Here is a 23,348-nt window from a genome sequence, read left to right as displayed (position 1 = left end):
ACACCGCACCCGCCCCACAACGCCGTCAACCGAAAACATAGAAGTTTTCTGAAAAGTTGCCGTCGCCGCCCACGAATCGGTTGCCATAAGGCACACTCCGCATCCTCGGCAACGCCGTCAGACTCTGCTCCCATGTCTGGCATGACCCGACGGCGTCGTCATCTGTGTGTTTGCGACGATCGTGCCTGACATGCCTCACGGATTTGCGGCATTGGCGACGATTAGGTTGTGCTGCCAAGGAGAGTTTCGTGGGCGACTACAGCAAAACATTCGACTGGATCGAGTTTCCAGAAGGCCGCGTTCGCTACGTAGGACAGAAGCGAGGGAGAGAAGAGCCGCCGATAGATGTCTTTTCCGTGAATATCCAAGGCTGGACCTACTTTGGAGAGATCCGGAGAAGCTACTTGGCGGACCGTAATCACTACGACCTCGAAGTTGCTTCCTTCGGATGGCTCCATGATGACTGGTTTGGCACTGAGCCCGATCCAGCGTACTGCGCAAGCTTTTCAGTTGAACAACTTGCGGGTGTCCAAAGAGCGGTGGTCCAGGCTGTCGCCGTTTGGTACGCGATGAACAAGAGGCCGGCGCTCCTGTACACATCCGAGAAGTCGGGCTTTACAGGAGACATCCGCTTTCTCGGTGGTTGGGCGCTCCTCAAGGATGGGATGTTGACGGGCCGGAGCGTGCGCTACGCGCTGGAGTCGCATGCGCGGCGTGAACATCTCGTCCGACGCTCGACCTGCGCGAAATATGGAGGTTTTCTGAAAAATCGCCGTAACTGTCCACGACCGGATTGCCATCGGTCAGAATCCGCTTCGTAGAGTCGGTTGCGTACCGCCTGGGTCGCGAGGACAGGTGGTTTCTGGCTTCGCGCGGGCTGTGATCCCTCAAGGAAGAAGGATGCGTCCTAGGAACTCACAGGCTCGGATCAAGCTCGACGAGGATCACGCTGGTGGCTAGCTACGAAAAAACGCTTGAATGGATCGATCTTCCCCAAGGAAGGATTCGTTATGCCGGCGGAAGGCGTGGCCGGGATGAGTCTCCGATGCAGACGTTCGCTGAGGAGGTTCGCGGACGGACTTACTACGGTGAAATTCGAAAGTCCTTTCTTCCTGATCGACACACTTACAATCTTGAGGTCGTCTCATTTGGGTGGACGAATCATGACTGGCTCGGTGCCGAGCCGGATCCACGGTACTGCGCGGCGTTTAGCTCGATAGAGCTGTTAGAAGTACAGCAGCTGATCCTTCAGGCAGTGCCTGCATGGCTCGCGCTTGAAGACAGGCCTTCGGTCCTGACCGAGTACGTCGATTCTCGTTTTGCAGGCGAGATCGTCTTTCGGGACGGGTGGGCGCTGGTCAAGGACGACGAGGGCATTGCGTGAAGGAATTCGAGCGCGAAACTGAGCTCATCAACGGTGCAAGGTCCCTGGCGCAGTTTCATGCGACCGGTCGCGGTTAGTGCGTTGAAGTGGGGCAGACCTGCGGATCGTGGAAAGACGGTGCGCGATATCGGCCACGGAAGGAGCGAAGGATGCCGAAAGGTTTTATGTGCCATGCGATGGTCGTGCTGTCGTTCTCCGCGTGCGGCACGTTCGCGGGGCCAGTCGCAACCGAAGCGGCTCGGGACGTGGCAATGAAGTTTTCGATGTCTTCACATTTAGCTGCGTCGTCTTCCGAGGAGGTCTCACAACGAAGCCGGTCCTTGGAAATCAGGCCGTCTATTTCGCCGGCGGTTGCTGACGTCACAGCGCGCCTGATGTCCTACCTCGCCGCAATGACTAGCAACGCCGATGTTGCGCCCGATGCGGTAGGCCTCGGGTTCAATGTGCCGATGACACAACGTGCGGAGGATTCGATTTATCTCAGCCCGCAAGTCGGTGGCGGGTGGAATTACAGTATCAGAACCTGGTCCGGCTTTGGATCCGTTAGGCCAGGCTTATCCTTCCAATTCTATAACTCGTCAGAGAGTGCCGATCCGACCCCGATTTGCGCTCTGAGAATAGACGATGTCCGTCGGCACCTGCTAGCACGGGGTTTCGCTGAACACGTGGTTGCTGGGCACCTTGGCCGTGTTGAATGGCATGAGTTCATTAGAGGTGGAATAAGTCTTATCGTGACTCCGCGAGATGTCGTCACAGCACCCAACGGTGACGAATGTCTCCGGGCGATTGCGACAAATGGAAGCCGGTAATAGGAGGAACAAATGAAGAAACGGAACTTTGCGCTCGAGTCCGCGATTGCATTCTTTGAGCATCCATGGGGCGTTTATGTCGAACGTTGCGGGGGCGCACGAACGGCGCTTGGAGGGGATAATGCTGGTCGCAATCGCTTCGTCGCGGCAGCCTTCTCCAGTCTCGCTGTATGCCTTGCAGGGATCATGCTTCCGTTCGCCGTGGCCAGTGCTCCCTCGACGTCCGCGATGATCATCGCGCACGATCTTGATACGGCCGTCGTTCCAGCGCCTCTTGAACATACCGCGGGTTCGAGATCAAACGCTGCGCCGATACGGTCGCCTGATGCAGTCCATGCCGTCCAACAACTCATGTCGTTCCTGACCAGCCTAAGGAGTCGTGACGAGTTGACGCCTGAGATCGTCGGTCGCGGTTTTGGTGTCCCCATGGTGAGTCAAGCCGATGGATGGTTCTACACCAGCCCAGCGCTTGGCGGCGGATGGAACTATGGTATCGCGATCACCCTGGGCGGCAAGACCATCAAACGAGGATTTTCGTTTGGATTCTACAATCCTGATAGGCGCGCCGACCCAACGCCGGTTTGTCTGCTGACCCTCGAGAATCTGCGCCGGGATCTGGTCGCAGTGGGGTTCGATGAGGTCGCTACGCCAACCGAAATCGGCGGAACCGCCTGGATTAACTTCGCCCGGGGAGACATCGATCTGATCATTGCTGCGCAGGATCAGGTCGCCGCACCGAACGGTGAGCGCTGTCTTAGAGAGATTGCTACGGCTGACGGTTAAAAGGAGTAAGAAATGCCAAGAAGGAACTTTGAGCTTGATTCGGTCATGCGCAAGTCTGTCGACAGCCACGAGTTCGCACCAGAGCAGGTCGAGCGAATTCGACGGGCGCTGGTAGTCGACGCGAACCTTGCGAGTGCTCTGGATCGCGCAGCGAACAGCGGATTTTTTCGTGGTTTTGCGAAAGGATCTGTCGGCGCCCGGGGCCGGCAGATCGGGCACTACGATCGCGAGAGCGGCATCATCGCGCTTCCGCAGACTGTTTTCGCCGATGGAGGAGAGCGCGATCTAAGCGCTGTTCTGCGCATTCAGGCGATGATGGTCGATTTGTCGACGAAGTCGTTTGCCGATGGATCAGGCGTAGGGAGGCTCGTTAGCCAGGATATGCTCGATAATCTCCAGGATACGATCAATCGGTCTCCTGTTCTTGTCTCGGAGATTAGTCGGGCCGTTACCACAAGCGATCCGGCGGACTCGAAACATCGAGTTCTCGAGTCCTTTAATCTTGTCGGACTTGGTAGTGGTGTGGGTGGCAGCTTCGATACATCGGCGCGCGCGATGAACTTCGTCCCCGGCTCATTGATGTCGCAGCCCCTATTCGGGAGTAGCGTTAAGTACAACGCACACGACCTTACTTTTGTCATTGGGCACGAGATACAGCACGGGTTCAACGCAAAGCGAGTTCGGGAGGAGCGTGCGGCATTCGTTCGAGGCGTTCGAGAGATCGCGGAGAGTCGTGATCTGATTCACGATTATACGTCGCTGCTTGAGCAGCGAATCCAATCCGCGCGGAACGACGAAGCTATCGCGGAGATAGCTGGTTGGAATGCACTGATAAGTCGCATCGGGTCTGATGGTGACGAAGTGACACTTGCGCATGTCTTTAAAGTGTCAAAAGGTCGCGCGCTCGATTTTGTTGAGCGCCGACAGGGGGACACGTTCGTGCTGCGTGACAACCTCAAGCTCGACAGCGACATGACGCTTCCGGTGACATTCGAAAACATCGAAGCCATGGGATACAACTATTTCGACCGGCCGGTTGAGCCGGGGCCAGGCGATACCCGCCAAGCTATGCGTCTGGGCGCTGGCGGTGGTTCGGATTACCGGAACTATTATGCAGGGTGGGCCGTGGCGACCATCGCTCACGAAGAGTCGAAGGTTCACCGTCGAGGGAGTCGGCCTGAAATCCAGATCGATATGCGTCATGCTGGTCTCGACGAAGGGATCATGGAGCGCGCAGGCCTCGACCTCCGGCCATCGGAATCGATGCCTTACCTCGACAGCAGTATGCAGCCGGCGGTGCGTCATCGTTTCGATCACACGGCAGATGGGCCGAATCGATTCAAGCATGTGCCTATTTCGGGAGAGTCAGAAGTATTCGACTCCTCTTCCAGGGAGCTTCCTCACGACGAGGACGTGTCCGGAACATCAAGCGCCGGGGGCACGAACGGCACGTTGTCGACAGGCGCACTCATGCGGAAGCACGATGCGCCGGCCGGGGGCTTCGCCGTGCCGCTCGGCGTCGCGCCGCGCTCCTTCGGTTCAGGCCGCCCGAGCGTTGGCGGTTTAGGCGACTCCCATAACGGAGATTTCTCGCGCGCGTCAGGCGCGCGCCCATCGCCGCGTCATGCACTTCATGACACGCCGGGCCTCCCCGCGAACTTTCCCATCTTCGACGCAGCGGAACACCACCGTTTGTTCCTCGAAGCGATGAATCGCCATCGGGAAGAGCAGGCGGAGGCGGTGGAGCATGCGCGGGAAGCGCGCGACGAAAGGCGACACGAGAATGATCGCGTCATCGACGAACGCGCACGGGCCGATCGCGCGCGCGATCAAGAAGAACGGTACTGGGAGGGTCGCGAGGCGTCGGAGCGTGAGCGACGATACGACGATGAGCGATTCGCCGCGGGTCCGCCCGACGAGCATGGCCTGCGTGGCGAGAACGAGGCGGCGCGAAGTGCACAGTCGGCGACCCACAGCCCGCCATTCGCGCATGACGACGCATGGCGCCACGCGTCGCATCTCGAACGGGAGTACGACGGGATCGAGAGCAGCCCATCCGCGGATCGCTCATGGGACAACACGCCTCCGTGGCAGAACGCCCATACGTCCGGGCACGATCCGCTGATGCACGACGCACGGAACGCCGAAACATCACACGATCCCTCGACGATCGACGATGCGTGGTTCATGAGCCTCGACACGCCACGCTGGGACGACACCCGGGAGGCCGAGAGCATCGTGTTTCACCGGGACACCAGCGACAGTCATGGCCGCGGCAGGACCTATGAGAACCCCTTTCCGACGCCGATGCACCCTGTCGTCGGCCCGCCCGCGCCCGATCCCTACGCCAACCTCGACCCGGCCGACCCGTTTTCGTACAACCCCTATCTCCCGGGTATGCCCGAGGAAGACAAGGACATGGCCGACATGTGGCTGGCGTTGCAGTCCAATGACACCCAGGCGATCGATAAGGCGTTCGACAAGCTGGGTGAGCGGCCCGAGGTCCAGCAGCTATTGCAGGAGGCGGCGGACATCATCGAGCGCGAGCGCGTCGAACTGGCCGCGCAGCGCGAGGCGGAGCTCGCGGAGCAACGCAGGATCGACGAGATGATACGCGCGCAACAGGAGGCCGAGTCGCTGCAGCACGGGCCGCGAGGGAAGGTACTCACGCTCGACCTGCAGCCCCTGACGGCGGCGGACATGGGCGGTGCGGTCGGCGGCGGCGACGGCGGCGGCGGCGGCGGTTGAGTTTTTCAGTGGCGAAGGAGCGAGGTCTTCAATGGACGGTTATCGAAACGAACGGGGCACGATGGTACCGGCCATGCAAATCGTCGCGCTGCAGAAAATGGCGGACAGCCAGATCATGCGGCTGGAGCGGACCATCCGCAACGAGGCGGAAGCGGCCGCGCGACTCTTCGACGTGCAGGTCGCGGCATCTCTCAGGACGGCACGCGACGACCAGCAGGTCGTTCTCGGTCAATTGAAGGCCGCCGTAAGCAAGGTGGAGGCGTCGCACGACACGTTCTTCCGCTTCCGCCGGCGCCTCTACGTTGGTATCGGTAGTCTGCTCGTCCTGGCGATCGTCAGTCTCGTGATCGTGTATCAGGTGCTCTTCGGGCATTACCGGCAGGAGTATTCCCGATTGCTCGAGGAGGTGGCGTACCTGAAAACGGTGGACGAGGCCGACGTCGCACCGTGCGGCGACGGGCGGCTGTGCGCGCGCATCGTCAAGGGCGGCGCGCGTTTCGGGGAGAAGAAGGACTATCGGCTCGTCGAGCTGCGCAAGTAGCCGACGAGCCGCGTCACCATCGGCGGGCGCTCAGCCCGCGCGGCGCACTTCGCGGTGCGGCGGGTAGTAAGCGAACAGGTGCGTCGCGCCGCCGAGGAAATCGATGTTGTCGATGTGTTCGCCACCGAGGCGTTCGGCCACGTGGTCGGACGCCTCGTTGCCGATGCGCACGAGGCTGATCACGCGCTGCGCGTGCATCTCCTTCCACGCGAAGTCGAGGATGGCTTCGCCGGCCTCGGTCGCGTAGCCGTGGTGACGATGCTCGGGCTTGAGCATCCAGCCGAGTTCGAGGTCGGGCCAGCCTTCGGGCTTCATCAGACCTGCGCGGCCGATGAATTCGCCGGTGTCCTTCAGTTCGATGGCCCACATGCCGCAGCCGCGAAGCGCCCAGTGACCGAGCAGCATCGCCATCGAACGCCATGCGTTCATGCGATCCAGCGGCTGGCCGTCACCGATCCAGCGCGTGCTGTCGGCGTCCGCGAGCATGGCCGCGTAATCGTCGAAGTGGCGTTCGGTGAGGGCGGTGAGCCGCAGGCGCGGCGTTTCGAGAACGGGAATGTCTGCAAATGGCATCGAAGTGACCAGGTGTCAGCCGAGCAGGCGCGCCAGGGCGCGGGTGCTCTGCGCGAGGCTGTCCTGCCAGGACAAGCCCGTTATTTTCCCACCAGTGGCGGCGTCTTGGAAGCTCTCTTCCTGGCCCGGTGCGAGAAGGTGGCGATAATCGACTGTGATTTCAGTGCCTTGCGGAAGGTCCTTCGCCGCGAAGATGAAGCCGAGGTGCCAGAGGCCGGTCGGCTCGAAACTGTGGTTCACGTAGCACTCGTCGGGCCAGTCCGGCGACACGGTGTAGCGGTCCCCGAACCAGCGGGCGGCGGCGAACAGGTTCGCGGAGAGCTCGGGCGACGACGTGATGTCTTGCCAGCTGTAGGTGGCATCGATGCCGTCGGGGGCGGTCACGATCTGGCCGGCGGCCACGAATTCGTCGACGAACAAGCCCTTGCCGGCGCCGGGGATGGCGGAATCGGCGATGCGGTAACGCGGAAGGATCATTGCTGCATGACGCCCCTGTACCCGCGGGAAGGCAAGTGCCTGCCCGGCATGGGGCGCGAGTGTAGCGCGATCGTCCGGTAATGAAAGAGGGGAGGACCCCGCCCGGCGCCAGGCGGGGTCGTGAACGGCCGGACGGCCTCGTCAGCCCTCGTCGGCGTCCGCTTTCGCCTTGGCCGCGCGGGGCGCTTTCGCTTTCCTGGCCGGTTTGCCGCCGTCGACCTGGATCGCGTCGCGATTGCGGTCGACCAACGAGGCGCCGATTCCCTTGACCTCGGTCAGCTGGTCGGCCGACTCGAACGGACCGTGCGCCTCGCGGTAAGCGACGATGGCCTTCGCCTTGGAAAGGCCGACGCCGTCGAGCGATTCGGCGAGGGTGGAAGCGTCCGCGGTGTTGACGTTCACCGGCGTGGAGGCGAAGGCGAGCGGCGCGAAAAGCAGTGCCGCGAGCGCGGCGAGGTGGCGTTTCATGGTGGTACTCCTCATCGACGCGTCGAATGACGCCGGGGCACTCTGCGGCGCGCCGCGGTTTTCGCGAACCGGCGGCGCGCGCCGTCCCATGTGGGCGCGCGCACCGCCGGCGCCTCGCCGGCACCCACGGCGCCACGGGCGCGGCTGTCGGCGCTGTTACAATCGGTCTTTGTCCCCCACGAGTCCGTTCCCCATGGATACCTCCCGCATCACTTCCTTCGTCAGCGGCCTCTGGGACGCGGAAATCGTCCCGCAGCTGGTCGAGTACATCCGCATCCCGAACAAGTCGCCGATGTTCGACGCGCAGTGGCGGGAACACGGCTACATGGACCAGGCCGTGACGCTCATGGAGACCTGGGCGCGCGGGAAGCTTTCGGCGTTCGAAGGCGCGACGCTCGAGGTCGTCCGCCTCGAAGGCCGTACGCCGCTCATCTACATCGACGTGCCGGCGCAGGGCGTCCAGGGCAAGGGCACGGATGAGACCGTCGTGCTCTATGGTCATCTCGACAAGCAGCCGGAGATGACGGGCTGGGCCGAGGACCTCGGTCCGTGGACGCCGGTGATCAAGGGCGACAAGCTGTACGGCCGCGGCGGCGCCGACGACGGCTACGCCATCTTCGGTTCGCTCGCCGCGCTGCTCGCGCTGCGCGACCAGGGCGTGCCGCACGCGCGCTGCGTCATCCTGATCGAGGCCTGCGAGGAGTCCGGCAGCTACGACCTGCCGTACTACGTCGACCACCTCGCGGACCGCATCGGCAACCCGGCGCTCGTCGTGTGCCTGGATTCCGGTTGCGGCAACTACGATCAGCTGTGGCTGACCACCTCCCTGCGCGGCATGACCGGCGGCAACCTCACCGTCCAGGTGCTGGAAGAGGGCGTGCATTCGGGCGACGCCTCGGGCGTGGTCCCGTCGAGCTTCCGCATCCTGCGCGACATCCTGGGTCGCCTCGAGGATCCGAAGACCGGCACGATCCTTCCGCGCGAGCTGTACGTCGACATCCCGCCGCAGCGCGTGGAGCAGGCCCGTCGTTCGGCCGAGGTGCTCGGCACGGCGGTCTACGACAAGTTCCCGTTCGTCGAAGGCATGAAGCCCGTCACCGACGACCTCTCCGAGCTGGTGCTCAACCGCACGTGGCGCCCGCAGCTCGCGGTGACGGGCATCGGCGGCATGCCGCCGCTCGACAGCGCCGGCAACGTGTTGCGTCCGAAGACGGCGGTGAAGCTCAGCCTGCGCGTGCCGCCGACGCTCTCGGGCGCGGAAGCCGGCCGGTTCCTGAAGCAGCTGCTCGAGAAGGATCCGCCGTACGGCGCGAAGGTGACCTTCGATCTCGAGAAGGACGGCAGCGGCTGGAACGCGCCGGCCCTTTCGCCGTGGCTCGAAGACGCCGTCGCGCAGGCGTCGCAGCACTACTTCGGCGCCCCCGCCGCCTACATGGGCGAAGGCGGCAGCATTCCGTTCATGGGCATGCTGGGCGAGAAGTTCCCCCAGGCGCAGTTCCTGATCACCGGCGTGCTCGGCCCGCATTCCAACGCGCATGGCCCGAACGAGTTCCTGCACATTCCCACCGGCAAGCGCGTGAGCATGGTGGTCGCCGACGTCGTCGCCCGTCACTTCCAGGAAGCGTCGAAGGCATGACGGCCGGGCAGGACACCCTCGCGGGGCGCCTTGCCGCCGTGCGGTCCTCGATCGCGGAGGCCTGCCGGCTCGCCGGGCGCGATCCCGCGGAGGTGACGCTCCTGCCCGTCAGCAAGACCTTCGGCGAGGACGTGGTGCGCGAGGCGGTGGCGCTCGGGCTGCGCCGCTTCGGCGAGAACAAGGTCCAGGAGATCCAGGCGAAGGCCACGGCCCTCGCCGCCGAGGCTCTGGACTGGGTCGTCATCGGCCACCTGCAGACCAACAAGGCGAAGGCGGTCGCGAAGTTCGCGAGCGAGGTCCAGTCGCTCGACCGGCTCGACCTCGCCGTGGCGCTCGACAAGGCCCTCCAGGCGGCGGGGCGGGGCATCGACGTGCTGGTGCAGGTGAAGACCTCGCCCGAGGAGACCAAGTCCGGCCTCGATCCGGACGAGCTTCCCGCCTTCCTCGACGCCCTCCGCGCGTTCTCCAGCCTGCGTGTGCGGGGTCTGATGACGCTGGCCGAGGCGAGCGAGGACGAAGCCCGGGTGAGGGCCTGTTTCCGTACCCTGTATCGGCTGCGTGACAGTGCCCGGCAGGCCGGCCACGCGGTCGACCGGCTGTCCATGGGCATGAGCGGGGACTTCGCTCTGGCCATCGCCGAGGGCAGTACCGAGGTGCGGATCGGCAGTTCGATCTTCGGGGCAAGGGCTTACAAGCCCGCACGATAACCCCTACACATTTTCGGCAAGGAAAAGACGCCCGGACGCGGTCGCGGCCTCACGTTTGTGAAGGCAAGTGGCTCAATCCGTTCAGGATTTCGTCCCACAGCCCGCAGGTTTCTGCGAGATGTCTGAATGTTTCCTAGGAACGGCGTTTTTTAACTTTATGCCAACAACAGGACCAAACGGGTTTGGTAACTTCACCACTCGTTCACGGTCGTCTCACCTTCACGGCGGCTTAACTCCACGATGAATAGGCCTTCTCGCTCATGCACTTAAAGCGACTGACCGCTCTCGCGTTAGCCACCTGCTGTATCGCCATCGTTACACCCGCCGTCGCCGACACGATCACCGCTCCACAGGGTCTCGACCAGTCCGCCACGCTGCTGCTCACCGATCTTCCGGTCTTCGCGCCCGCCACGGGTCTCGCGCAGTCCACCATCCCCGATGTCGCTTCGCTCATCGCCCCGCAGACCGCCGCCGTCGCCGTGAACGACGCCGCCGCGCCGGATGCCGACGATGAAGACGACAGCCTGGTCGCCGCCGCGACCGACAAGCTGGCCGGTCATGTCGACGGTCACGCCCGCGAGGCCCTGATGGCCTTCGCCATGAAGCTCCGCGATATCCGCTACCGCCGTGGTGGCCGCGCACCGTCCACCGGCTTCGATTGCAGCGGCTTCGTCCGCTACGTGTTCATGCACAGCATCGGTCTCGACCTCCCGACCAACTCGGCCAGCCAGTTCCTCGCCGGCCTCAAGGTCAAGCGCAACGAAATGAAGACGGGCGATCTCGTGTTCTTCCGCACCCGCGGCAAGGCGATCTCGCACGTCGGCATCTACATCGACAACGGCCAGTTCATCCACTCGCCGTCGGCCGGCAAGACCGTCCGCGTGGATAGCCTCAACGAGGCCTACTGGTCCAAGCACTTCGTCGGCGCCAAGCGCCCCGAAGGCATCGCCAAGATCTGACGGAAGCCCTTCAACGTATATTTCCGAAACGGCATGCTCCGGCATGCCGTTTTTTTTTGTGCGTTTCCAGGGGCGGTGGCGCTGCCGGGCGCGCATGTATCCTATGCGCCATGCCCCGTCAGCCTCCTCGTGCGCCCGCCACGCGATCGCGCCGTCCCTCCGTTCCCGTCTTCGGCCTGGCCCGCGTTCTCTCGAAGCGCGGCCTCTGTTCGCGCAGCCAGGGCGAGAAGCTGGCGCGGGAGGGCAGGGTCCGGGTGGACGGAAAGATCGTGCGCGATCCCGAGTTTCCGATCGCGGGTCCGGAGCGGATCGAGATCGACGGCGGTGCCGCGCAGGCGGCCGCGCCCGTGTACGTGGCGATGAACAAGCCGCGCGGCATCGTGGTCTCCGCGTCCGACGAGCGCGGCCGCGACACGGTGTATTCGCTGCTCGCCGACGCGGGCTTGCCGTGGCTCGGCCCCGTGGGCCGCCTCGACAAGGCGAGCGAGGGGTTGCTGCTCCTGTCCAACGACACGGTGTGGGCGGCGGGCATCACCGATCCGGCGACGCATGTGCCGAAGACCTACCACGTGCAGGTCGCGGGGCAGCCGGACCAGACCACGCTCGACGCCATGCTCGCGGGCGTCGTCGACGCGGGCGAGACGCTCCGCGCGGGCGCGGCGTCGTTGCTGCGGCAGGGCGAGAAGAACGCGTGGCTCGAAGTGACGCTCGACGAGGGCCGGAACCGCCATATTCGCCGGCTGATGTCCGCGCTCGGATTCGACGTGCAGCGCCTCGTGCGCGTGGCGATCGGCGATCTGCCGCTGGGCGAACTGGCGAAAGGCCAATGGCGGCCCCTGACCGAGGCGGAAGTGGCGATGTTGCGGCGACGTCAGGCGCAGCGGCGGGAGTGAGCTCTTCGCGAAAAGATGTCGCGCGCAGGGCGCGCTCCTACCGGGGCCACGGCGGCATCCCGTGAACCATTGTGCCGCCGATGGCCCCTCGTAGGAGCGCGCCCTGCGCGCGACATCCTTTCGCGGGGCGCCCAGGCCCCGATGCCAGGGGGCGTCAGGCCTTCAGGATGCCCAGGTTCCTCGCCACCTTCGTGAACGCGGCGATGGCGCGGTCGAGGTGCTCGCGCGTGTGCGCGGCGCTCATCTGGGTGCGGATGCGCGCCTTGCCCTGCGGGACCACGGGGAAGAAGAAACCGGTGACGTAGATGCCTTCCTCGAGAAGCTGGCTGGCCATGGCCTGCGCCTGCTTCGCGTCGTAGATCATGACCGGCACGATCGGATGCTCGCCCGGGCGAATGTCGAACCCGGCCTCCGTCATCTTCTCGCGGAAATAGCGGGTGTTCTCCTTCACGCGCTCGCGCAGGTCGCCCGCGGACGCGAGCATGTCGAACACCTTGCTGCCCGCGGCGACGACGTGCGGCGGCAGCGAGTTGGAGAAGAGATAGGGGCGCGAACGCTGGCGCAGCATCTCGATCACTTCCTTGCGACCGGTGGTGAAGCCGCCGAGCGCGCCGCCGAGCGCCTTGCCCAGCGTGCCGGTGAAGATGTCGATCTTGTCCATCACGCCATAGTGTTCGGCCGAGCCGCGGCCGGTGTCGCCGAGGAAGCCGGTGCAGTGGCATTCGTCGATGTGCACGAGCGCGTTGTATTTCTTCGCGAGCGCGGTGATCTCGTCGAGCGGAGCGATGAAGCCGTCCATCGAGAACGCGCCATCGGTCGTGATGAGCTTGGTGCGCGCGCCCGCGGCGTCGGCCGCCTGGAGCTGCGCCTCGAGATCGGCCATGTCGCAATTGGCGTAGCGGAAGCGCTTCGCCTTGCACAGGCGAATGCCGTCGATGATGGACGCGTGGTTCAGCGCGTCGGAGATGACCGCGTCCTCTTCGCCGAGCAGCGGCTCGAACAGGCCGCCGTTGGCGTCGAAGCAGGCGGCGTAGAGGATGGTGTCCTCGGTCCCGAAGAAGTCGGCGATCTGCTTTTCGAGGGCCTTGTGCAGGTCCTGCGTGCCGCAGATGAAGCGCACGCTCGCCATGCCGAAGCCGTGGGTGTCCAGGGCGTCCTTCGCCGCCTGGATGACGTCGGCGTGGTCGGCGAGGCCAAGGTAGTTGTTCGCGCAGAAATTGAGAACTTTTCGACCGTCGGCCAGTTCGATCTCGGCCGACTGCGGGGAGACGATGATCCGCTCCTGCTTGAACAGACCCTGTTCGCGGATGGATTCGAGTTCGCTGGCGAAGCGGTTCTGGCCGGGGTAAGTCATGGCGGGGAGCTTCCGGGACGGAGAAGCCCCCGATTGTGAGGCCTTTGGGCGAGTGAGAAAACCTCGATATCGCCCCGTATCAATGAAGGCCGAAATCCACCCGTGTCGTGGGTCCGCCGTCGTCGATTCCGCTGGCGTCCTTCTTCGGGGCGACGACGAAGACCCGCTTGTCGTCCACCTTCCCCTGGAGCCACTGGCGCACGGCGTTGGCGCGTCGTTCCGCGAGGTGGCGCAGGGCGTCGGCATCCACGGGCATGTTCGTCTCGAGCAGGCGGCGCATGTCCTCCGGCGGCTGCGACTTCGTCAGGCCGATCAGGTTCTTCGCCTTGGGGAACGAGGCGTGGCGGTAGGCGCGTTCGAGGTACTTCTCGCGTTCCTCGTCCGTGGGCGGCGCCGGGTCGTCGCCCTTGTCGTTGACCTGTTCCTGGCGGATCAGGTCGTCGACCATCACCTGGCGCAGCCCGTTATCGTCCTTCGCCGGATCGATCCGGCCGACGATGTCCAGGCTGATCGATGGCTTGTCGTTCAGCACCTTGACCACGTCCGCCAGCTTCGCCTGCGCGCCGGCATCGAGTTCGGCGGAGCCGGGCGCGAAGCCGATGTAGCCGAGGTCCTCGCGACCGCCGCCGATCGACGCCAGCAGCCGGAACGGCGAGGTGACGGCCTTCACGATGAGGTTGCCGATGGCGCGCCAGACCAGCCCGCCGACGCTGAACTGCGGATCGTCGAGCGAGCCGGAGACCGGTATCCGCACGTCGATGCGGCCCTGGCTGTCCTTCAGCAGCGCGACGGCGAGTTTCACCGGCAGGTGCGTGATGCCCGGGCCTTCGATGCGGTTGCCGAAGGTCAGCTGGTCGATGAAGATATGGTTCTCGGCGGTGAGCTTGCGCTGGTCGAGCAGGTAGTGGACGTCCACGTTGAGGCGTCCGCGGGTGATCGGGTAGCCCGCGTATTTGCCGGAGTAGGGTGACAGGTTCGCCAGCGGGATGCCCTCGGCCTTCGCGGCGATGTCGAGGAAGGCCACCGGCGTGAGCGGATTGATGGTGCCGCGGATGTCGACCGGCGCGTTGTTGTCGAGCTGGCCCTGCAGGGTGAGTTCGGCCGGCGCCCCGCCGCCCGTCGTGCCGAACGCGCCCACGTTGCCGGTGAGGCCGGTGACGTCGGCCGTGTAATTGGGCTTGATGAAATTGTCGGTGTAGTTGAGTCGTCCCCGCGTCAGGCTGACGCGGCCGATGCGGATCTCGGGCGCCGGCCCGGACGGCGCGGTGTCGGACGGTGCGGCTTCGGCGGGTGGCGCCGTCGTGCCGCGGGCTTCGGTGACGGACACGGCACCCGGAGGCGCCTCGGGGCTGGCGACGACGTCCTGCAGGTTCAGCCGACCGCTCGCGTTGACGATCACGCGGGCGTAGAAATCGTCCAGCGCGATACCGGCGATGTCGACCTTGGACGCGCCGTTGCCGAGATGCACGCCCATGCCGCTGGCGGAGAGCGAGCCCACGCGGAGGAAATCGGCGTCGGTGAGCTTGTCGAGGATGCGCACGCGGCCGAGCGTCGCGTCACCCTGGTAATCGATCCGCGCCGGCGCGTTTGCACGCAGCACGGCGCGCAGGCGCCCGTCGAGACTGAGCAGCGCGCTGGCGATGCGCACGTTGAGCGGGACGGTCACCAGCGCCTGCAACGGCGCGAGGTCGAGGCGCGTCGCCTTGACGGTGAGGTCGGCGCCGAGCGGTCGCGGCGTGACCTGGCCGGCGATCGCGAACGCGGCGCCCTTGCCGAGTTCGCCGGCGAGGTCGAGGCGCAGCGGCTTCGTCAGGTCGTCGGACAGGCCGTCGATGCCGAACGCCGTCGCCCGCAGCGCGATGGGCCGGCGCTTCGCCGCGTCCGCGTCGCGCAGCGTGACCAAGCCGTCGCCGAGTCCCAGATGGCCGATGCTCCAGCGCCATGGCGTCGCGGCGGGCGCGGGCGTGGCGGGGGGCGCGCTGGTGCGCAGGATCGCCGGTAGGTCGAGGTCGCCGCTGGCGAGCCGTCGCAGGTCGACCGCGAGGCCGTCCAGCGTCAGCCGGTCGAGCCGTGCTTCGCTCGTCGCCAGGTCGAGCGACGCGACGTCGGCGGCGAGCGAGCGCCAGGTGACGGGCGAGATGCGGCCGTCGTGCGGCACGAGGCGGAACCCGTCGAGGTTCGCCTTCGCCGTCGTGACGCGAACGGTGGCGGCGTCGTGCCACTCGAGCGCGAGGTCGCCGTTGGCGCCGAGCGTGCCGCCGGTGATGTCGGCATCGAGAAGTGGCGGTGCCAGCGGCATCAGCGCGGCCAGCGAGATGTCCTTCAGCGTGAGGCGCCCGAGGTAGCGGCTCGCGGCGACGTCGAGCTTGCCCTGCGTGGCAAGGCTGCCGCCCGCCATGCGCGCGGTGGCATCGAGCGTGGCGACGGGAGCCTTGACGGTGCTCAGGCCGCGCAGGTTCACGGCGAGGTCGTCGAGCACGAGGCGAGCCGGCGCCGGCGCGGCGAGGTCGGCGTACTCGAGCCGCGACCCCTTCACGACCAGGCCGTCCACGCGCACGTCGGTCGGCCGGGCGTCGGCGGCCGGCGTCGCGTCGGGGGCCGGGAGCAGGGCGTCGATGCTGCTCTTTCCGCCAGGCAGCCGGGCGTAGCGCACGTCGAGTCCGTCGAGGGCGATCGTGCCGAAGCGGTAGCGCGAGGTCAGTGGCTCGAGCGCGGTCAGCGCGACATCGCCGTGCGCCAGTGCGACGAACGGCTTGCCTTGCGCGTCTTCGATGCGCAGGTCGTCCAGCACCAGCCGGCCCCCGAGCACGATGCGCGGATGGGATTCCGCCATCAGGAAGCGCAGGTCGAGCACGCCGGAGAGCTTGCCGGCAGGAACACGGATGGGCAGGGGGCCCGGGACGAAGCCGATGTAGCGGGAGAGGTCGAGACGATCGAGCCGGAAGGAGACGGTCGATTCGCGGCTGCTGGCGAAGGGTTTGGTGTGTCCCTGCGCGCGCAGCGGACTGCCGTCGACGGTCATCGCCAGCAGCGGTTCGACGAAGATGTCCGTCGCGCTCGGCAGGCTGGCGATGAACGGGATACCGAGCTCGATGCGGTCGACCCGATGCGTCGCGTCGAGCACGCGGTCGTCGAAGTCGATCCGGCCGTCGTGCAGGGCGATGTTCGACAGCGCGAAGCGCGCCGGACCCGTGTCGGGAGTCTTCGGATCGCCCGCGAAGCGGTCGAGGATGTCGGAGATGTTGAATCGTCGTGCCGTGTCGCGGCGCAGGTGGATGCGCGGGCGGTCGATCGTCAGCGCGTCGAGGATGGGCGCCGCGCGGAACAGCGACGCCCACGAGGCGTTGGCGTCGATGCGGTCGACGTCGACGAACGGCGTGCGTCCGTCGGCCTCGGCGATGTGCAGCCGTTCGACGGTCAGGTCGAGCGTGAACGGGTTGAGGTCGATGTCGCCGATCGTGACGGGGCGGCCAAGCGCCGCGCTGGCGTGCTTTTCGGCCTGCGCGCGGATCAGCGGCGGCGCGGCGAGGAAGCCGAGCAGCGCGAAGACCAGCACGACGCCGGCGCACCATGCCGCGATGCGGCGTGCGCGATGTGACCTGTAGACCGTCATCCCATGCTCGCGCGCCCGGCGCCAGTGGGCCCTGCTTCTCTCTCTCAGCGATTCCATGCCGCCGCTCCCGCAATCAAAAAGGCCCCCGCCGGAGTCTACCCGGCGGAGGCCTTCGTGAGCGTGGCGTCAACGCCGGTTATTCAGGTCCAGGAACAGACGACCTTGCCGCTCTGGCCGGCGTCCATGAGGTCGAAACCCTTCTGGAAATCGTCGATGGCGATCTGGTGGGTCAGCACCTTCTGCAGCGGGAAGCCGGTGAGGACCATCTGGGTCATCTTGTACCAGGTCTCGTACATCTTGCGGCCGTAGATGCCCTGCAGGGTGAGGCCCTTGAAGATGACCTTGTCCCAGTCGATGCCGGCGCCGCGCGGCATGATGCCGAGCATGGCGATCTTGCCGCCGTGGTACATGCAGTCGAGCATGTCGGCGAAGGCGCGCGGGTTGCCGCTCATCTCCAGGCCGACGTCGAAGCCCTCGATGTGCAGGTCCTTCACGACGTCCCGCAGCGACTGGTTGGCGACGTTCACCACGCGCGTGGCACCCATGTCGGCGGCGAGCTTGAGGCGGTAGTCGTTGACGTCCGTCACCACCACGTTGCGGGCGCCCACGTGCTTGGCGATGCCCGCGGCGATCACGCCGATCGGGCCGGCGCCCGTGATCAGGACGTCCTCGCCGATCAGGTCGAATTCCAGCGCGCAGTGCGCGGCGTTGCCGTAGGGATCGAAGAACGCGGCCAGCTCGGACGGGATCTGGTCGGGGATCGGCCACAGGTTCGAGGCCGGCATGGTCATGTACTCGGCGAACGCGCCGTTGCGGTTCACGCCGATGCCGATCGTGTTCGGGCACAGGTGCTGGCGGCCCGCGCGGCAGTTGCGGCAGTGGCCACAGACGATGTGGCCCTCGGCCGAGACGCGGTCGCCGACCTTGTAGCCCGTGACGCCGGGGCCGATCTCCGCGATGCGGCCGACGAACTCGTGGCCGATCGTGAGGCCCGGCGTGATCGTCCGCTGGGACCACTCGTCCCACTTGTAGATGTGCAGGTCGGTGCCGCAGATGGCGGTTTTCTCGACCTTGATCAGGACTTCGTTCGGGCCGACCTGCGGCACCGGCACTTCTTCCATCCAGATGCCTTGTTCGGGCTTGCGCTTGACCAGCGCCTTCATCGTCTGCTGCATGGGGATCGGGGGTTCCTGCGAGCGGCCCGCGGCGCGGACCCAAACCGCCATTATATGCCGGGGCGGGTGCTTTTCGTGGTGCGTCGCGCCATTGCCAGCGGCGGGGAGGCCCTCTATGGTCGGACCGCTCTGCACGACCCACAGGGGACATGAGAAACATGCGAATCCGCTCGATGATGCTGGGAGCCGCCATGGCGCTGACGATCGACGCGAAGGCCGACGAGGGCATGTGGATGCCCTCGCAGCTGCCTTCGATTGCGAAGAATCTCAAGGAGGCCGGCTTCCGGGGCGATCCCAGGGACCTCGCCGACCTCACCCGCGCGCCGCTGAACGCGGTCGTCCGGATCGGTGGCGGGACGGGCGCCTTCGTCTCCGCCGAGGGCCTGGTCGTCACCAACCACCACGTGGCCTTCGGCGTCATCCAGTACAACTCCCGGCCCGACCGCGATCTGATCGCGAACGGCTACGTCGCCCCCGACCGGGCGGGCGAGCTCCCGGCGAACCCGGACTACCGCCTGCGCGTGACGGTCGGCTTCGACAAGGTGACCGACACCGTGCTCGCCGCCGCGCGCGGCAAGACCGGCAAGGCCTACTACGACGCGGTCGACGCCGCGAGCAAGGCGCTCGTGGCCGAGTGCGAGAAGGGCGACGGCATCCGCTGCAGCGTCGCCAACATGTTCTACGGGCGCGACTTCTATCTGGTGAAGCAGCTCGAGCTTCGCGACCTGCGCCTCGTCTACGCGCCGCCGCGGGCCATCGGCAACTACGGCGACGAGATCGACAACTTCGTCTGGCCCCGTCACGCCGGCGACTTCACCATCCTGCGCGCGTACGTCGGACCGGACGGCAAGCCGGCCGACTACTCGCCGGAGAACAAGCCCTATCGTCCGCCGTCGCACCTGACGCTCGCGACCGCCGGCGTGGCGGAGGGCGACTTCGTGATGCTCGCGGGCTATCCCGGCATCACCTACCGTCACCGGACCGCCGCGGAGTTCGCCGACCAGATCGAGTGGCGCCTGCCGACCTACGTCGCCGCGATGAAGGCGCTGCAGGACGTCATCGAGACACAGGGCAGGACGGACAAGGAGGCCGGCATCCGCTATGCCTCGCAGCTGCAGTCGCTGAAGAACGGCATCAAGCGCTTCGAAGGCGAGCTGGAGGGCCTGCGCCGCAGCGATGCCGTCGACGTGCGCCGCCAGGACGAGGCCGCCATGCTGGCGTGGCTGGCGAAACAACCCGACGGCGCCGCCCTGAAGCCGGAGATCGACCAGGTCATGGCGCTCATCGCGCAGGGCAAGGACAGTCGCGATCGCGACATGGTGCTCGCGCTGCTGGCCAGCCAGACTCAGCTCATGCGCGGCGCGCTCGCCATCGATCGCCTGTCGGTCGAACGACCGAAGCCGGACGCCGCGCGCGAGACGGGTTACCAGACGCGCGACGAGGAACTCATCAAGAGCCAGCTGAAGCAGGCGCAGCGGCGCTACGATCCGCGCGTGGAAAAAGCGCTGGTGACCTCGCTCATGCTTCGCTACCAGACGCTGCCGGCCGTCCAGCACCTGCCGGAGCTCGACAAGGTCTTCGGCCGCACGCCCGCCGAACTGGCGTCGGCGCTCGATCGCATCTACGGATCGACGAAGCTCGGCGACGAGGCGGAGCGCATGCGTCTGTTCGCGGCGAGCCCGGCGGACGTCGGCAAGAGCGACGACGCGCTGCTGGTCGCGGCGCGCACGCTGCGCCCGGCGCTGCTGCGGCTCGACGATGAGCGCAAGGCGCGCGAGGGCGACCTGCTGCGGCTGCGCCCGGCGTACATGCAGGCGCTGATCGGCTACCGCGAATCGCAGGGCAAGGCGGTCTATCCGGACGCCAACTCCACGCTCCGCGTCAGCTACGGCAAGGTCACGCCGCTCGTCGCGCGCGACGCGGTCACCTACGCGCCGCTGACGACCGTCGCCGGCATCGTCGAGAAGAACACGGGCAAGGCGCCGTTCGACGCGCCGAAGCCGTTGCTCGACGCGATCGCGAAGAGCGACTTCGCCGGCTACGCCGACCCGAAGACCGGCGCGATGCCCGTCGACTTCCTCAGCAACCTCGACACGACCGGCGGCAACTCCGGCTCGCCGGTGCTCAACGCGAAGGGCGAGCTCGTCGGCCTGAACTTCGACAGCAACTGGGAGGCGGTCAGCGCGAGCTGGATGTACGACCCGCGGTACAAGCGCGCCATCCACGTCGACATGCGCTACATGCGCTGGCTGATCGACAAGGTGTATCCGTCGCCCGCGCTGCTGAAGGAGCTTGGCGTCCCCGCGTCGCGTTGATCGCAGGCGTCCGTCGCTTATCCACAACCGGTGTGGATACCGCCTGCATAACCGTGTGGACAAGTCCGTTTCGCCCTTGCGTGGCACGCACTTGCGTCGCGCTGGTCAGTATCTGACCAGCGCGCATGCGCTACCCTTGCGGCCGTTCGCCAGCGCAGTGCCGTCATGAGTCTCGATACACGCCCCCTCGCCATCTTCCTGATGGGCCCGACCGCCTCGGGCAAGACGGCGCTCGCCTGCGAACTGGCCGATCGCTTCCCCGTGGGTCTTGTCAGCGTCGATTCGGCGCTCGTGTATCGCGGGCTCGACATCGGTTCGGCGAAGCCCGACGCGGCGACGCTCGCGCGCTATCCGCACGAGCTGATCGACATCCGCGATCCGTCGCAACCGTATTCGGCCGCCGATTTTCGCGCCGACGCGCTGGCCGCCATGACGCGGATCACCGCGCAGGGCAGGGTGCCGCTGCTTGTCGGCGGCACCGGTCTGTATTTCCGCGCGTTGCAGCGCGGGCTCTCCGATCTGCCCGAAGCCGATCCGGCGCTGCGCGAGACGCTGGCCGCCGAAGCCGCGACGATCGGCTGGGAGGCGATGCATGCCCGCATGGCCGCACTCGATCCCATCGCCGGTGCGCGGATCCGGCCAGGCGATGCGCAGCGCATCCAGCGGGCGCTCGAGGTGATGACGCTCAGCGGGCGCACCTTGAGCGAACTGCAGACGGGCGGGAGTCGCGAGCGCCTGCCCTGGCGGGTGCTCAAGCTGGCGCTGCTTCCCGCCGACCGGACTACGCTGCACGCGCGCATCGCCACACGCTTCGACGCGATGCTGGCGGACGGCTTCCTCGACGAAGTGCGTGGGCTGCGCGAGCGCGGCGACCTTCATCCGGACCTCCCGGCGATACGCGCGGTGGGGTACCGACAGGCGTGGGAGTACCTCGATGGCGACGGCGACGCCACGGAATTCCGCAACCGTGGTATCTATGCAACGCGTCAGCTCGCGAAGCGCCAGATCACGTGGCTCCGGGCCGAGCTCGACGCCCGCACGTTCGACCCGGACCGGGGGGATCCGTTGCCCGAGGTGGAGCGCGCGGTGGAGCAGTTCCTGGGAATGCCGAGGGCGTCACGCTCGGCGCTTCCAGCGGGCATTTAAATGCAGTTAAGATTCAAGACACTTGGGCCGGGGCGCCGTCAGGCGTTTTTTCCCGGACCCGCTCGAGAGGCGTAGGGGAGAACAAGAAATGTCCAAAGGGCAATCGTTGCAGGATCCGTTTCTGAATGCGCTGCGTCGTGAGCGCGTGCCGGTCGCCATCTACCTGGTGAACGGCATCAAGCTGCAGGGCACGATCGAGTCGTTCGATCAGTTCGTCGTGCTGCTGCGCAACCAGGTCAGCCAGATGGTCTACAAGCACGCCATCTCGACCGTGGTGCCGAGCCGGAACGTCCGGGTCGGCGGTCACGAGAATCATTCGGACGCGTCATCGGGTGACGGCGAGGGTTGAGGGGCCCTTCGTCGAGTCCCATATGGAACAAGGACGGGGGCGCGTATGCTTTCCGCTACGCGCGCCCCGTTTCTCATCCATGAGGTCACACCACTAAGTGTTCGATAGACAAAAGAAAGGCGACCGCGCCATCCTGGTGCTTCCGCATTCGCGGGGCGAGGGCGACGCGATCCGCCGTGGCGAGGAATTCGCCGAACTGGTGTCCTCGGCGGGTGCCGAGATCCTCACCAGCATTTCCGCTCGCGTGGCCGAGCCGAATCCCCGTTTCTACATCGGCAGCGGCAAGGCCGACGAGGTCGCCGAGGCCGTCCGCGCGCTGGAGGCCGACCTGGTCCTCGTGGACCACGTGCTCACGCCGGTCCAGGAGCGCAATCTCGAGAAGCATCTGAAGGCCCGCGTGGTCGACCGCGCCGGGCTGATCCTCGACATCTTCGCCCAGCGCGCCCGTTCGCACGAAGGCAAGCTCGAGGTCGAGCTGGCCCAGCTCAAGCACATCGCCACCCGGCTGGTCCGCGGCTGGACCCATCTCGACGCCCAGCGCGGCGGTGCCATCGGCAACCGCGGCCCGGGCGAGACCCAGCTCGAAACCGACCGCCGCCTGCTCGCCGAGCGCGTGAAGATGCTGACGAAGCGGCTGGAGAAGGTGCAGGTCCAGCGCGACCAGCAGCGTCGCGCCCGTCTGCGCAACACCGTGCCGCGCGTCGCGCTGGTCGGCTACACCAATGCCGGCAAGTCGACGCTGTTCAATGCCCTGACCACCGGCGGCGTCTACGCGGCCGACCAGCTGTTCGCCACGCTCGACCCGACGGTCCGCAAGATCGACGGGCTCGCGTGCGGCCCGGCCGTGGTGGCCGACACCGTCGGCTTCATCCGCGAGCTCCCGCACGACCTGGTGGCCGCCTTCCGCGCGACGCTGGCCGAGGCGCGCGACGCCGATCTGCTGATCCACGTCAGCGACGCCGCCGACGAGGAACGCGAGCTGCTCCAGCGCGTCGTCAACGAGGTGCTCGAGGAAATCGGCGCGGGCGACGTGCCCCAGCTGTCGGTGATGAACAAGATCGACCTGGTCGACACCGCGCCGCGCGTCGACCGTGGCGACGATGGCAAGCCCCGCCAGGTCTGGCTCTCCGCCGCGAGCGGCCTCGGCATCGACGGCCTGCGCGAGGCGCTCGGCGAGCTGCTGGGCGGCGACCGCATCCGCGCGGGCCTTGAGCTTCCTCTCACGGCAGGGCGCCTGCATGCCCGTCTGAAGGCGGCCGGCGCCATCGCCGGCGAGGCCGTCGACGAGCACGGCTGGCACCTCGACATCGACGCCCCGCGCTCCGTGCTGGCCCCCTTGCTGGGGGACGATGTGCACGCCCGGCCGCTGCGCGACCTGATCGATCCCCCGCACGCCGAGTTCTGAGCGACCACTCGGC

General features: G+C 66.2%; 19 protein-coding genes. 13 read left to right on the top strand and 6 right to left on the bottom strand.

Translation table 11 applies throughout. The annotated features are described in order from the left end of the window. Window positions 1-248: 248 nt before the first annotated feature. The 5 genes from J2X58_RS08015 to J2X58_RS07995 all read left to right on the top strand — a co-directional run bounded on the left by J2X58_RS08015 (window position 249) and on the right by J2X58_RS07995 (window position 6,265). Window positions 249-821 (top strand): hypothetical protein, encoded by a 573-nt coding sequence (locus tag J2X58_RS08015; protein WP_310047456.1) that lies wholly within the window; start codon window positions 249-251, stop codon window positions 819-821. 131 nt (window positions 822-952) lie between these two features. After that, entirely contained in the window at window positions 953-1,384 is a 432-nt protein-coding gene (locus tag J2X58_RS08010; RefSeq protein ID WP_310047455.1) for a hypothetical protein, read from the top strand. An 821-nt stretch (window positions 1,385-2,205) separates the two neighbouring features. After that, the gene (locus J2X58_RS08005; RefSeq protein WP_310047453.1) at window positions 2,206-2,976 is read left to right on the top strand and encodes a hypothetical protein; all 771 of its coding nucleotides are present in this window, start codon (window positions 2,206-2,208) and stop codon (window positions 2,974-2,976) included. 12 nt (window positions 2,977-2,988) lie between these two features. Continuing rightward, complete coding sequence (locus J2X58_RS08000) at window positions 2,989-5,724, top strand: hypothetical protein (RefSeq protein ID WP_310047451.1); 2,736 nt, start codon at window positions 2,989-2,991, stop codon at window positions 5,722-5,724. Between the two features lie 73 nt (window positions 5,725-5,797). Further along, entirely contained in the window at window positions 5,798-6,265 is a 468-nt protein-coding gene (locus J2X58_RS07995) for a hypothetical protein (protein ID WP_310047449.1), read from the top strand. Between the two features lie 30 nt (window positions 6,266-6,295). Here the strand turns inward: J2X58_RS07995 and J2X58_RS07990 are convergent, their stop codons facing one another. The 3 genes from J2X58_RS07990 to J2X58_RS07980 all read right to left on the bottom strand — a co-directional run bounded on the left by J2X58_RS07990 (window position 6,296) and on the right by J2X58_RS07980 (window position 7,783). Continuing rightward, entirely contained in the window at window positions 6,296-6,838 is a 543-nt protein-coding gene (locus J2X58_RS07990) for a GNAT family N-acetyltransferase (protein ID WP_090052637.1), read from the bottom strand. 15 nt (window positions 6,839-6,853) lie between these two features. Further along, window positions 6,854-7,315: an SET domain-containing protein gene (locus tag J2X58_RS07985; protein WP_090052639.1), complete on the bottom strand. Its 462-nt coding sequence runs from the start codon at window positions 7,313-7,315 to the stop codon at window positions 6,854-6,856. A gap of 141 nt (window positions 7,316-7,456) precedes the next feature. After that, window positions 7,457-7,783 carry a helix-hairpin-helix domain-containing protein gene (locus J2X58_RS07980; RefSeq protein WP_310047447.1) on the bottom strand — a complete coding sequence of 109 codons (327 nt, stop codon included), beginning with the start codon at window positions 7,781-7,783 and terminating at the stop codon, window positions 7,457-7,459. Window positions 7,784-7,976: 193 nt separating this feature from the next. Between J2X58_RS07980 and J2X58_RS07975 the strand changes: the two genes are divergently transcribed. The 4 genes from J2X58_RS07975 to J2X58_RS07960 all read left to right on the top strand — a co-directional run bounded on the left by J2X58_RS07975 (window position 7,977) and on the right by J2X58_RS07960 (window position 11,978). Next, on the top strand, window positions 7,977-9,419 hold the full coding sequence (locus J2X58_RS07975) for a M20 family metallopeptidase (RefSeq protein ID WP_310047445.1): 1,443 nt from the start codon (window positions 7,977-7,979) through the stop codon (window positions 9,417-9,419). After that, the gene (locus tag J2X58_RS07970) at window positions 9,416-10,126 is read left to right on the top strand and encodes a YggS family pyridoxal phosphate-dependent enzyme (RefSeq protein WP_310047444.1); all 711 of its coding nucleotides are present in this window, start codon (window positions 9,416-9,418) and stop codon (window positions 10,124-10,126) included. The genes J2X58_RS07975 and J2X58_RS07970 overlap by 4 nt, the downstream gene beginning before the upstream one ends. A gap of 260 nt (window positions 10,127-10,386) precedes the next feature. After that, the gene (locus J2X58_RS07965) at window positions 10,387-11,085 is read left to right on the top strand and encodes a C40 family peptidase (protein ID WP_090052646.1); all 699 of its coding nucleotides are present in this window, start codon (window positions 10,387-10,389) and stop codon (window positions 11,083-11,085) included. A 110-nt stretch (window positions 11,086-11,195) separates the two neighbouring features. Next, window positions 11,196-11,978 carry a pseudouridine synthase gene (locus tag J2X58_RS07960; protein ID WP_310047442.1) on the top strand — a complete coding sequence of 261 codons (783 nt, stop codon included), beginning with the start codon at window positions 11,196-11,198 and terminating at the stop codon, window positions 11,976-11,978. A gap of 154 nt (window positions 11,979-12,132) precedes the next feature. Here the strand turns inward: J2X58_RS07960 and kbl are convergent, their stop codons facing one another. The 3 genes from kbl to tdh all read right to left on the bottom strand — a co-directional run bounded on the left by kbl (window position 12,133) and on the right by tdh (window position 18,120). Further along, window positions 12,133-13,332 carry a glycine C-acetyltransferase gene (gene kbl, locus J2X58_RS07955; RefSeq protein WP_310047440.1) on the bottom strand — a complete coding sequence of 400 codons (1,200 nt, stop codon included), beginning with the start codon at window positions 13,330-13,332 and terminating at the stop codon, window positions 12,133-12,135. A 79-nt stretch (window positions 13,333-13,411) separates the two neighbouring features. Further along, a complete protein-coding gene (locus J2X58_RS07950) occupies window positions 13,412-16,945 on the bottom strand; it encodes a DUF748 domain-containing protein (RefSeq protein WP_310047439.1) in 3,534 nt (1,177 codons plus the stop codon). 140 nt (window positions 16,946-17,085) lie between these two features. Continuing rightward, window positions 17,086-18,120, bottom strand: a complete 1,035-nt coding sequence (tdh, locus tag J2X58_RS07945; protein ID WP_177191086.1) for an L-threonine 3-dehydrogenase — start codon at window positions 18,118-18,120, stop codon at window positions 17,086-17,088. A gap of 158 nt (window positions 18,121-18,278) precedes the next feature. On the opposite strand from tdh, the gene J2X58_RS07940 reads away from it, so the two are divergent. The 4 genes from J2X58_RS07940 to hflX all read left to right on the top strand — a co-directional run bounded on the left by J2X58_RS07940 (window position 18,279) and on the right by hflX (window position 23,335). Then, window positions 18,279-20,435 carry a S46 family peptidase gene (locus J2X58_RS07940; RefSeq protein ID WP_310047436.1) on the top strand — a complete coding sequence of 719 codons (2,157 nt, stop codon included), beginning with the start codon at window positions 18,279-18,281 and terminating at the stop codon, window positions 20,433-20,435. 165 nt (window positions 20,436-20,600) lie between these two features. Next, entirely contained in the window at window positions 20,601-21,581 is a 981-nt protein-coding gene (gene miaA, locus J2X58_RS07935) for a tRNA (adenosine(37)-N6)-dimethylallyltransferase MiaA (RefSeq protein WP_310047433.1), read from the top strand. An 88-nt stretch (window positions 21,582-21,669) separates the two neighbouring features. Beyond that, the gene (gene hfq, locus J2X58_RS07930) at window positions 21,670-21,930 is read left to right on the top strand and encodes an RNA chaperone Hfq (RefSeq protein ID WP_090052656.1); all 261 of its coding nucleotides are present in this window, start codon (window positions 21,670-21,672) and stop codon (window positions 21,928-21,930) included. Window positions 21,931-22,027: 97 nt separating this feature from the next. Continuing rightward, the gene (hflX, locus tag J2X58_RS07925; RefSeq protein WP_310047431.1) at window positions 22,028-23,335 is read left to right on the top strand and encodes a ribosome rescue GTPase HflX; all 1,308 of its coding nucleotides are present in this window, start codon (window positions 22,028-22,030) and stop codon (window positions 23,333-23,335) included. Window positions 23,336-23,348 lie beyond the last annotated feature (13 nt).

Source organism: Luteibacter sp. 3190 (assembly GCF_031456385.1).
Taxonomy (GTDB): Bacteria; Pseudomonadota; Gammaproteobacteria; order Xanthomonadales; family Rhodanobacteraceae; genus Luteibacter.
Note: the sequence above shows the minus strand (reverse complement) of the source record. Positions and strands in the feature narration are given on the sequence as shown.